We start from the raw sequence: 11,552 nt of genomic DNA, 5'->3' as shown, positions 1-11,552 counted from the left end.
CACGTTTGTCAGTTTTGATGTTGTGATGGTGCTGGCACAGCGCGATGAGATTGGTTGGCGAGGTAGCCCCGCCCTTGTCGTATTCGACGACGTGGTCCATCTGGCAGGTGGTCGCCGGTTTGGTGCAGCCTGGGTAGCGGCAGTGCCCATCCCGGCCGGTGACAGCGGAACGCATCGTCGGGGTAGTGGCATATCCTGCGACTTCGCTGCGCAAGGCATCGTCCATGTCATGGTGCTTGCGTGCCTGCGCTGTGAGTTTGTCAGCCGCTGCGCCGAAAAGCGTCGTCAAGCCAGCACCGGTGCCGGTCGAGACGAATAATGGTGCATTGTCGATATCGTTTGCCCGGTAGCAATTCAGCATCACCGTGGTGCTAGCCTTGCCCAGCAGCAATTCCACGGCGGCGTCTCGGAGCGAGATGCCGGCCTGTTTCGCGTGCTCGTGAATGTGCGCATCGATATTCACGGCGGTTGCCGCGTCGGTATCAAAACGAAATTCGTGGCTGTCGTCGTCATTGCGAGCGGTAGGTGGAATGTCATTGACCTCATAATTTTTCCGGGACCACGATTTTCTCTTGTGCTCGCGGACGGAAGCGTCTTCGGCTTCAATTTCGCGGTCAATGCGGTTGGCGATAGTTCTTCTCGATGGCATTTGTTGCGCAGGTTTGCTGGGCGTGAGGAGATCTACCAGCAGCTTGTCAATGACCGAAAACAGATGCGCATTGACGTTTCCCGCTTTCGTCATGGCACGATCAATTGTGATCCAGCGATCGAGGTCGATATGCCACATCGACGTTGCTAATTCACGCAGTTGTGGCAGGTCGCTCATGCGATAAAACGCACCGATGATGTCCGACGTTTTGTGCTGCGCTAGCCCACTGATTTTCATGAGCTTTTGGAGCATCATTTCATAATCGTCGTGATCAAAATCTATGACGGATTTCCAGGCATAATACTCTTGACGACGCAGCGTCAGCATTGCTTGCGCGTGCTCGTCATGTGGGCTGCAGTGCGTGAAATATGCGTCGGGAAACTGGGCGGAATCAGGTACGGACGCGGAATCAGGTACGGACACGGAATTGGGGCCGGTGGAATCGTTGGAAGTGGCCGCACCATCGTTACCATCGTTGGGCTTTTCATCCCGTTGGTTGCCTTCCGCCATGAGTTCCTCCCCGAATGCTGTCGAACAGTATTGCTAATTGCTATGACAGCAGTTTATCGAACATTATGTCTAAGCGCAACAATTTTCGAACAATTTAGTGCCCATAAAAATCGGGGCAGGAACGCATGGAACCTGGTTAGCCGGGGTGCTTGGTCTGGCAGGTGAGATAAAGATATCCGCCTACATGTTCGTATTAACCGAATGGATGGCCGAATGATCTCGCGGACGCCGACATGATTTCGCGGACACCGACCGAACTTCCCTATTTCCGGGCGCGGTTAATCGCCGCCATGATCTCCAACTTGCGTGGCAGCGCTAAGCGGCCCGGGTGCTTGCCGGGCGCGGCTGACCTGGAGCCGCGCTTGCCACCAGAAAACCGCGATACAGCATCAATGCCACCGTGCTTGACCTGCTCCAACATCTCGTCGACAAGCATCTCAATCTCGCCGTGTTGGCTGCTCAACTGCCCCAAAATCGCGGCGATCGCCCGAGTCTGTGAAACATCAACTAACTGCGATAACGCCGACAAATCAATAAAACCCTTGCCGACGCGGATGCCCGCACCCTTCGCCTGCGGTGGCTTTTTCGCCTGGAAACGCTTCGCCGACAACGGCCGCCGCGCAGGCAACTCGAACGGCTCTTGCTTGTCGACGGCGCGCGCCAACGCAGCAGCGCGCTGGGTGATGTCATACGGGTGGTAGGAATCCATGTGAATCACGGTGTCGGCGACATCAATAAACGCCGCGGAACCACCGGCGACCAGCACCGTCGACACGCCAACCTCGGCCAGCCCGCGCACACGATCAACCAAGGGTGTGATTGGTTCTTTCTCCGTGGGGATCAACTCGCGCATGCGCTCGTCGCGGATCATGAAGTTCGTGGCGGAGGTGTCCTCATCGATGAGCAGCGTGGATGCCCCGGCCTCTAACGCCTCCATCAGTCCCGCGGCCTGGGAGGTGGAACCCGAGGCGTTATCCGTCGAAAAGCTGGTGGTGTCCGTTTGTGCCGGCAAGTTAGAAATGAACTGCGAAATATCGACGCCGGTAATCGCGCGGCCATCTTCGGCGCGCAGGGCAGCGGCGGAATCGACGGTGATCGCGAACTCGCGCCCATCACCGGCGATGTGGTTGTAGACCCCGCGTTCCAGGGCCTTCAGCAAGGTGGATTTTCCGTGGTAGCCACCACCGACGATCACCGTGACACCAGCGGGAATGCCCATGCCGGTGACCTCGCGCCCCGACGGTAACTGGAAGGTGGTGCGCAGCGAATCCGGTGAGCGGAATTCCACCGCATCCTTCGCCGGGGTATCGCGGTGGCCAGCAGCGCGCGGCAGACACGAGCCATCGCCGACGAAAGCGATCAACCCGCGGCCAGGAAGATGTTCGCGCAGGTAATTCTGGTCGCGCTCCAGCACGACGGCCTCGCGCAGGTCGGCGGTGGGAAAATCGAGCGCCTGATCCAGCGCGGCGGGCAGCACGTCGCACAGCAGAGCCCGCGCCTTGCGGCCCAGAATCCTGCGGCCTTTCGCCGGTAGTTGCACCTCGATGCGCAGGGTAGCGGTGTCAGAGCTGCTGCCACCACCAGCGCTGCCGGAGCCGCTACTGCGGCCGGACCCTCCAGCGCTGCCACCACCGTCGTCAAGCACGACGCTCGCGCGGTCCAATACCTGCTGGCCTGGCTGGTCAATGTGCAAATCGTGGTCGTGAGAAAACGCCTGGGCGACCCGACGGGTCAAAAAATCGCGCGCGGCGACACCAGCCAACTCCGCCGGAATCGGGTTGGGCACCTCGACCTGTATTAGCGACGGCGGCGCGAACGGGTCGGACTGCACCTTGTCGATGCGCAGCCGGTATTCGCCCAGCTCATAGCTGCCGTGCAGTTTCTTGTAGGCGCCGTAACCAGCGCTGTCGAGGGAAGTTAATAAACGTGCAAGGCTCATGCGACCCAGCCTACGTATTGGGCGGGGTGTCGTGGAAAGCCACCGAAAAACTTTCGGTATACATAAGATATGACTGCCACTACCGCGGACTCTGCCGACGGCTCGGCCCCTGCCAACCCCGCCAACCCTGCCGGCTGTGCGACGAAAAACACCAGCTCCAGCAAATCCATGATCGCCAGCTGGTTCCTCTGGAGCTGGGGCAACGCCTCGGTCTCGGCGGTGATGGTCACCTTCGTTTTCGGCACCTACCTCGCCTCGGACGTCTTCGGCCCCGACGAACGCGGAACCCAGTGGCTGACCAGCGCGAACGCCATCGCCGGTATCATTATTGCGGTGACCGCACCGGTGATTGGGCAGCGCGCGGATAAAACCGGCAGGCGCAAGCTGTGGCTGATCGTGCACACCTTGCTGGTGGTGGGGCTGATGGCGGCGTGCTTCTTTGTGCAGCCAGAACCAGGATTTCTCCTGCTCGGGGTGAGCCTGTTGGCTGCCCTGACGCTTTTCGACGAATTCGCCAACCTGAACTACAACGCCATGATCGTCGACATCGCCCGTGAGGGGAATATGGGGCGGATCTCTGGCATCGGCTGGGGCTTTGGTTACCTGGGCGGTATTGGGCTGTTGATGTTGGTGTACCTGAGCCTGATCGCGGGCGAGCCGCCGCACATTTTCGGTATTGGGGAAGACGAAGCGCTGAATATTCGCGCCGTCGCCGTGGTTTCTGCTGCCTGGTTTTTAATTTTCGCGCTCCCGCTGCTGCTCCACAAAGAAAAAACTGCAGATAAAAACACCATCGAGCACGTCAGTATTGCGCAATCTTACCGACGCCTGCTCGCAGTCATCGTTCGACTGTGGCGCGACGACCGCAACACTTTCTGGTTCCTGGTGTCCTCGGCGATCTACCGCGATGGCCTTTCTGCAGTTTTTGCCTACGGCGCGATCCTGGGCACAACGCTGTACGGCATAACGCCGGCGAACGTCATCATTTTCGGCATCGCGGGAAACGTGATCTCTGCGCTCGGGGCGTTTTTGGGTGGCTGGTTGGATGACCGGCTGGGGCCTAAATTCGTGATCAGTGCGAGTCTCTGGGCACTCTTGGCGACGGCCGTGGTGCTGCTCATTTTTAGCGAAGAGCGTGGACCGATCACTCCGACGCTGGCATTTTGGATTTTCGGTCTTGGGCTCTGTTTGTTCGTTGGCCCTGCGCAGGCGTCATCGCGTGGATTTATTGGACGGATTGCCCCACCAGAAAAAGCCGGGGAACTATTCGGCCTGTATGCCACGGCGGGGCGCAGCGTGTCCTTTCTCGCGCCGGTGTTGATCAGCATTTTCTTGGCACTGCTCGGCAACAATATCGCGATCATTCTGGCGATCGCGACGATCCTGGCCGTCGGCCTGGCGCTGCTGTATAAGGTGGATAACCCGCGTGAACACACACGGGTTGTATAAGAGGTACGCGGGAGATGGATTTTCACTGTTAACCATCCCTAATTGCGAGACTACTTGTGAATAATGGGGGTAGTCAGGGGTGTTGTTTTTGGTTTTATTGATTGTTTTTGTTGAAAGGTATTGCTATCTGAATAGAAAGCTTTACTGTGATCTTAATCATTAGAATAGAAGAAAGTTGTTTGAGCCATGTTAAACGTTTTTCGACGCAGAATGGTTTCGGCTGTGGCTGTCGGGGTATTGTGTTTCGGTGGTGTGGTTTCTCCCGCTGCGGTGGGGCAGGGGTTATCGAGTGAAGATGGTGTGGTTTATGGGCATGTCCAGTTCATGTAAGTTGGGATGGGTATCGATTATACTAGATCATATTGAGAACTTTAATTTACAGTTTTTCTTGATTTGGTCGGGTATATTTCTTTTGCTACCTATATCCGTAGGAGTCGCTGTAGGATATGCACTCTTTCAAGAGTTGCCTTCAGATGAATTGAAAAACTATTCATATTGGGAAGGCTTTGCAAAAGTCTTAAAATCTGGGGTGCCAGGTTATTGTGTGGGACTTATTTTACCTTTTGCTTGGTTAAGTTGGTCTGGGTATGTAGAAAATAATATGCCCCGTATCGGCCCCCCGGGTGAATATTCGTATTGGCAAGCATTCGGGCTAGTTGGGACTGCAATAATTATCTCGGTAATACTTAATCTTAAGAACCGTCTTTTGCTCGTACCTGGGATAACTGTGCCATTGGGAATTACGATGGGAATGGCTACAGTGTTCGTTGTTATTGAATCTACTGTGCCCGACAATATTAGCGGTTTAGCAACGGCTTACACTTCTGTTGTTGGCACTCTAATTTTAACAGTGGTCAATCTCCCTCTTTCGATATGGAAGTTTCGCAAAAACAAGCCAAGAATAGAGGGTAACGCCCAGTGAAACTACTATGCTATTTGCGGGCAACGCCAATTTACGCACGTGAGTCATATTTCGCGGTGGTTAATCTTGCTCAGCGTGATAACCTTTAGCAAAGATTGAGGACAAAATGGACTTTCACGTAGAACGATTTATCAATATCGCAGGATTTGCGGTTGTTTTGCCTACTGCAGCTGCTTTGTTGGCGTTATATCTTGCTTTCCGTTTCTCTGTAGAGAACCGAAATGCCCTAGACCAACTGAAATGGCCGTTTTCCGTATTTTTATTGAGCCGTTGGTTCGTTGGTTTTATTTTGGGGCCTGTGCTTGCTGCAGCCTGGTTAAGCTGGTCGGCTAGCCCAGGTTTAGAAGGAGCGGGATCTTTTCCGGGAACCTATCCGTACTGGCAGATTGCGCTGTGCATTCTGAGCGTAGGGGGAGTTTCCATCATGATTAATATGTGGTGCGCGATCCCCCTATTGGGTGGCTTTCTCGCACCGCTTGCGATGTCATCGGGAATTGCTTTCGGTGAAGCGTATTTGGAATCATTCGGAGTGGCAAGCCAACAAGGTATCGGCACCGTGATGGCTTTTGCTGGCTCATTTATCGGTTTGCTGGTCCTCAATTTCCCGGTAGCGATCTGGCGGGACAAGCGAAAGAACCATGCTATTGCCGATAACTAGCCAAGAAATTACCCAAGCGCTCAATCGCATTCTCCAGCTGTGACGCCCACGGTAGCGTGACCACGCGGAAGTGATCCGGGTGCGGCCAGTTAAAGCCTGTGCCCTGCACCATCAGAATCTTTTCTTGTTTCAAAATATCCAGCATCAGCTTCGCGTCGTCATGAATTTCGTGCACATTAGGGTCCAACCTCGGGAAGCAATACAGCGCGCCCTTCGGCTTGACGACGGACACGCCCGGGATCTCACTCAGCTTTTCGTAAGCGATATCCCGTTGCTTCAACAACCGCCCGCCCTGGCCGGTCAACTGGTAAATCGACTGCTGACCACCGAGTGCCACCTGGATCGCGTGTTGCGCTGGCACATTCGGACACAAACGCGTACCAGCCAGCATCTCCAAGCCTTCGATCAAACCAGCAGCATTCCGCTTCGGCCCCGTGATCACCATCCAGCCGGCTCGGTAGCCGGCCACACGGTAAGCCTTCGACAAACCATTAAAGGTAATGCACACCAGATCCGGTGCCAAGGACGCGGTGGAAATGTGCTTGGCGTCGTCGTAAAGAATCCGGTCATAGATCTCGTCGGAAAGCAAAAGCAACTGGTGCTCGCGGGCAATATCTACCAGCTGCTGCAAAACCTCACGCGAATAGACCGCGCCCGTGGGGTTATTCGGGTTGATGATCACCAGCGCCTTGGTTTTCGGGGTGATCTTGGACTTCAGATCCTCAATATCCGGGTTCCAACCGTCGTCCTCATTGCCCAGGTAGTGCACCGGGGTACCGCCAGCCAGGGAGGTGGCCGCAGACCACAACGGATAATCCGGGGCCGGGATCAACACCTCGTCGCCGTCGTTCAGCAGCGCCTGGGTGGTCATGGTGATCAGTTCAGAAACGCCGTTGCCCAAAAATACATCGTCGATATCGAACGCTGGGAAATCCTCCAGCTCATAGCGGGTGACGATCGCCCGCCGCGCAGGAATAATGCCCTTGGAAGTGGAATAACCCTGGGCGGTCGGCAACGCCGAAATCATATCCCGCATGATCACATCCGGGGCATCAAAACCGAACGTCGCCGGGTTGCCGGTGTTGAGTTTGAGGATGCGGTGGCCGTCCGCCTCCATGCGCTCGGCCAAATCTGCGACGGGGCCGCGGATCGCGTAGGCCATATTCTTGATCTTGTCGGATTGATCAAAAATGCGCGCAGGGTGACGTGGATGACTCATTCCTCTATCTTGCCAAAAACGCTAACGGTTTTTCCATTTGTTCAACTGTTCCCGTGCTGCCTTTTGCGCCACGTTGAAAGCATCGCCGCCCAATTCTGCAGCTTGCGCTCGGCGCTCCGCCCATTGCTGGCGGGTCAGCTCTTTTTCCTCGGCGCGGCGATCAGCCTCGGCTGCACGTAATTCTTTGCGACGCTGCCGCTCCAGTTGCGCAGGGGAGGGGCGGTGCCACGAGTCTGGCCCGATCTTCAGAATATACAGCGCGATCCACACCGCCGGCACCACGAAAGCCGTTAGCATCGCCAGCCCGCCGAACACCACCGCGTTGCTTGTGCTTCCTGCTTCGAAGGCTAACGCGACGAAGCCTGGAAACGCGATCATGCCCGCCAGTGAGGTCAACAGCGCGGTGCCCAGGCGTGGTTTCTTCCCGGCTTCGCGGGCACGGGCCACTTGCGATTCGGAATAATACTTTTCGACGGCGCCGCTGGTGGTTTGCTGCGTAAACGGGATATCCACGAATACCTGATCCAGGTCGCGCTGGTACTGCGCCTGGGCGACGGCCGCGCACCGATCGTCAAATTCGTCGATCTGCAAACGGCCTTCGGCCAGCGCGTGTCCCAACGCATTCATCGCGTGGTCGCGGTCGGCATCGGACAGGCGCATCGACGCATCACTCTGATTAAACGGGGTGCTCATACGCTAAATATACAACAAGCAAGATAAACCCTGGATATGTCACCTTTTTGGGAATCAAGCAATCCTGGAAGTGAAATTAGGCTATTGGTGTGTCTACCAGAGTTAACTATCGATAGTGTCATCGCGGTCTCGGACCGTTCTGACAAGCTTGCCAAGAAATTGCATTAAAGCAGGTGCCAAGATAAGTCCGGCAAGTACCTCAGAATCAAACACTCCTACAGCTACCAATGATCCAACAATGCAGCTGGTCACAATGAGCGCACTAAGATATTGGCCTCGCTTAACTGTGTGAATGTCACCGTGAGCCAAAGCGAGACGCTCTTCATTGTGGGCCTCGAGTGCTCTTTCTGACATCGTAAATGCACGATCAGCAAAAGACGGATCGATGTCGCGAAACGCTTGCAACGTGTCAGGTGATGGTGTGGGCCCAGACCAATAATGAAAGTATTTCCGTAATTCGCCCCGTGTGACTAGCTCAGCATCGATTATGTCTTCATCGTCTGTATTGTTTTGTCTAGTGCGTTGAAGGTTTGTTGCCAGCTGTTCCGGATCCGTGTCTCCGGGGTTGGAATGAGCCTGTTCCGCAGCGGAGCTGGCGTTAGGCTCATTATTTCGACGCCCCGCTTGCGTGCCCTCATTTCTGCTTTTTTGCTCATGCTCACTTACTTCGCGTTGATGTTTACTTGTGTTGGTCTGGTAGTAGTTTCTTACGATTGTAGTTATGGGTGAGAAAATGGGGGTAGGACACCGGGTACGATTTGTACTTCTGTTACTTGTGCATATGAAATGACGGACTGTATAAACGTTGGATCGTGGCAGGTCATGATCACCGCCGTGCCACCGGCTAAACACTCATGTATGAGTTCGTGCATGCTTCTGTGATCAGCCGGGGTCAGCCCCACATCTGGTTCGTCGAGCAGGACCACCTGCCGACGCTGCGCAACGACCGATGCCACTTGTAGCAGGCGCAACTGGGAAGGGCTGAGATCCAGCGGGTGCGTATCGCGCGTTAGCTCACTGGTATCGCGCTCGCGGTTTTGCGTGCCAGTAATGATTTCCCAGAGCTTTTCGTCTGCCAACATTTCGCTTGCCGACGAATCCAGCACCTGCGCTGCCGGATCTTGCAAGGCCAACGAGACTGCGATGCCTTCTGCGGCTGAGTTATCTGCGTTAATTCCAGCCAATTGCCGCAGCAAAGTAGTTTTGCCAGCGCCGTTGGTCCCGCGTAGCCAGCACACCGCACCGGAACGTGCCTGGAGATCCACCGGATTGCTGGAAAATTCGCGGGCAGCGGTGGTGGATTTCTGCAACTGCCACCAGCGCCGCTTCGGCGCACCACGGTGAGCGCGAATCCCGGACCATTCTGCGAGGGTTGTGCCCGGCTGGATGCGGGGCAAGCTGGGGTTTGGGCCGCGTGCTTTCACGGGCTCTGAAGCAGCGGTCTCGGATGTAGTCGCAGCAGGCTCGGAAGAATTCTGGCTAGTAGCGGTGTCGTAATCCAGGCACAGTACGACACCGGCGCCGCTGCGTGCATATCTCCGCAATGCGCGCACGACTGCTTGCGCGGAAGCCGGGTCCAGGCCCGCGCCGGGCTCGCACGCCACGATCACCTCCGGGGCAGCAGCCAAGAAACTCGCGACCTGCATGCGCCGGGTCTGCCCACCGGACAACTGCGCAGGGTGGGCGAAGGCGAGCTCGCGTAACCCCAGCTGCTCCAGGATTTCCAGGCACTGCCGTTCCATCTTTTCGGCAGGCACGCCCTGTTGTTCGAGAGGTTGGGCGATTTCTTCGATGACGGTATCGCGCAGGTGTGAAACGGCCGAGCCGATCTCATAGCCCAACAGCAACACGCGGGGCGTATCGGCGTCGGCAAGCCCAGGGGTTTCACGCAAAAAATCGCAGTAGTCTTGGGCGATTTGCCAGGCGTCGTGGTCGTCGGCAAGCAGGTAATGACAGAACTTTTCGGCCTCTACCTGCTGGTGCAACGAAGCTAGCTCCATGCGAGCACCACCAACCAGACGGTGAGTACGGGAAAACCGATGCGCAACAGAATCTCCCAACGACGCGCGCGGACGGGGTAGAGCACGGTGCGACGACCAGGGGAGTCGTATCCCATGCCTTGCAGCATCATGCCGCGGTCGGCGCCATGGGTGAGCAGGCGAGTGATCAGAGGGATGACCATGTGCGGGACGACGTTGGTGACCCCAACTTTGCGACCGGCAAGCCGGTTGGCGGTGGAAACTTCGCGGATCAGCACACTGGCTTGCGGGAGCAATTGCAGGGAAGAGCCGAGAACATAAACAACGGAATGGTGCAGGCCAGCGTGCTGGAGCGCTTTGAGTAGATCCGGGATGTGCACGTTAGCCATGACCGCGAGCAGGGACGTCATCAACGCACAGAAACGGAGCGCAAGCTCGCCAGCGGTGAGCAGACCGTCGGACGTGAGCAAAGGCGCGATCTGGTGTTCGCCGTGTGGGGCGTGGACCAGCAACATCGATAGGCCCGCGGGGATCGACAACGCAATGGAGGTTGCCGGGACTGCTACGGTGCGTGATCCCGCGATGCCGGCGGCCCAGCCCACAACAATGATTGCGAGATGTAGCCATGGCCAGGAAATCGATAATGCGGCAACCCACGCCGAAACCCCGATAACGATAACCGTGAGGGGATGCAGGAAGCGCACTGGATATTAGCTGTGTTCGGCTTCGGCGCGGTGCTGCGGAGGCAACAACTGGCGCAGCGTGCGCTTCGGCAACGCTTTCCACGCAGCCCAGACGATAAGCATGACCAGGATCTTATCCAGGGGATCGGAGATGAACGACTGCAGCGTGACCGATGCCAGCAGCGATTGGCCCATTTCACGGAATAGCGAGACCACCGCACCAGTACCCACACCAGCGGTGCCGCCGTAAACGAACGCAGCGACGGGTGCAGCGAGCGCGCCTGAGATGATACCGATGAGCGCACCGGAGACGATCAGGCGCCACAACTTCTGGAATACACCAAATTTGTGGATCGCCACACCGCTGAGCCAGCCCACGGCCGCCGAACCTGCAGCGAAAGGCAGAGCCGCTGGGGCGATCAAACCCCAGACGACGTTGGTGAGCGCGCCCGTCGCCAAGCCCGCATAGGGGCCAGCCAGTGCGGCGATGAGCCCCGTACCGACAGCATCCAAGTACAGCGGGATGCCGGAAGCGCCGATGACCTGGCCGACCACGATGTTGAGCACCAAAGCGACCGGGATGATCGCCAAGGTGCGCGCCGGGATATACGGCACCGTGGAAATCAGCAGCAAGACGGTGCCAAGCAGATAACCCGCCATCGTGAACATAGCGGGGGTGGAGCCGGCGGATTCCCATTCCGTCGGGCGGGCAAAGACCAGGACCAGCCAGGTTGCGGCAATAGCGGCCACGCCCAGCCAGCGCAGTGCAAGCGCGGTTTGCGTAGGTTGAGCCGGCTGAGCCGGGGTGGAAGAAGATTTCGCAGGTGACATGGGGTAGTTCCTTAGAAAAC

At 56.9% G+C, this 11,552-nt stretch carries 10 protein-coding genes; 3 read left to right on the top strand and 7 right to left on the bottom strand.

Going from position 1 to position 11,552, the window contains the following annotated elements:
• Together RCH87_RS03200 and RCH87_RS03195 are read right to left on the bottom strand one after the other, a co-directional pair.
• Nucleotides 1-1,159: HNH endonuclease signature motif containing protein (locus tag RCH87_RS03200; protein ID WP_306515311.1), on the bottom strand; the 1,159-nt coding region annotated here is incomplete at its 3' end.
• A gap of 262 nt (nt 1,160-1,421) precedes the next feature.
• Nucleotides 1,422-3,098 carry an ABC-ATPase domain-containing protein gene (locus tag RCH87_RS03195; protein WP_306515310.1) on the bottom strand — a complete coding sequence of 559 codons (1,677 nt, stop codon included), beginning with the start codon at nt 3,096-3,098 and terminating at the stop codon, nt 1,422-1,424.
• Between the two features lie 69 nt (nt 3,099-3,167).
• Between RCH87_RS03195 and RCH87_RS03190 the strand changes: the two genes are divergently transcribed.
• The 3 genes from RCH87_RS03190 to RCH87_RS03180 all read left to right on the top strand — a co-directional run bounded on the left by RCH87_RS03190 (nt 3,168) and on the right by RCH87_RS03180 (nt 6,127).
• Nucleotides 3,168-4,547, top strand: a complete 1,380-nt coding sequence (locus RCH87_RS03190; protein ID WP_306515309.1) for an MFS transporter — start codon at nt 3,168-3,170, stop codon at nt 4,545-4,547.
• Between the two features lie 307 nt (nt 4,548-4,854).
• Nucleotides 4,855-5,469 carry a hypothetical protein gene (locus tag RCH87_RS03185; RefSeq protein ID WP_306515308.1) on the top strand — a complete coding sequence of 205 codons (615 nt, stop codon included), beginning with the start codon at nt 4,855-4,857 and terminating at the stop codon, nt 5,467-5,469.
• A gap of 106 nt (nt 5,470-5,575) precedes the next feature.
• Nucleotides 5,576-6,127 (top strand): hypothetical protein, encoded by a 552-nt coding sequence (locus RCH87_RS03180; protein ID WP_306515307.1) that lies wholly within the window; start codon nt 5,576-5,578, stop codon nt 6,125-6,127.
• On the opposite strand, the gene RCH87_RS03175 is transcribed toward RCH87_RS03180, so the two are convergent.
• From RCH87_RS03175 to RCH87_RS03155, 5 genes are all read right to left on the bottom strand, one after another.
• Complete coding sequence (locus RCH87_RS03175) at nt 6,111-7,346, bottom strand: pyridoxal phosphate-dependent aminotransferase (protein ID WP_306515306.1); 1,236 nt, start codon at nt 7,344-7,346, stop codon at nt 6,111-6,113. The two genes, RCH87_RS03180 and RCH87_RS03175, sit on opposite strands and share 17 nt — an antisense overlap.
• Nucleotides 7,347-7,367: 21 nt before the next feature.
• On the bottom strand, nt 7,368-8,039 hold the full coding sequence (locus tag RCH87_RS03170) for a DUF1707 domain-containing protein (protein ID WP_306515305.1): 672 nt from the start codon (nt 8,037-8,039) through the stop codon (nt 7,368-7,370).
• A gap of 719 nt (nt 8,040-8,758) precedes the next feature.
• A complete protein-coding gene (locus tag RCH87_RS03165; protein WP_306515304.1) occupies nt 8,759-10,039 on the bottom strand; it encodes an ATP-binding cassette domain-containing protein in 1,281 nt (426 codons plus the stop codon).
• Nucleotides 10,030-10,722 (bottom strand): energy-coupling factor transporter transmembrane component T, encoded by a 693-nt coding sequence (locus RCH87_RS03160; protein ID WP_306515303.1) that lies wholly within the window; start codon nt 10,720-10,722, stop codon nt 10,030-10,032. The genes RCH87_RS03165 and RCH87_RS03160 overlap by 10 nt, the downstream gene beginning before the upstream one ends.
• A gap of 6 nt (nt 10,723-10,728) precedes the next feature.
• The gene (locus RCH87_RS03155) at nt 10,729-11,532 is read right to left on the bottom strand and encodes an ECF transporter S component (RefSeq protein ID WP_306515302.1); all 804 of its coding nucleotides are present in this window, start codon (nt 11,530-11,532) and stop codon (nt 10,729-10,731) included.
• Nucleotides 11,533-11,552: the final 20 nt, after the last annotated feature.

The sequence above is a fragment of the Corynebacterium sp. genome, assembly GCF_030826625.1.
Classification (GTDB): domain Bacteria; phylum Actinomycetota; class Actinomycetes; order Mycobacteriales; family Mycobacteriaceae; genus Corynebacterium.
Note: the sequence above shows the minus strand (reverse complement) of the source record. Positions and strands in the feature narration are given on the sequence as shown.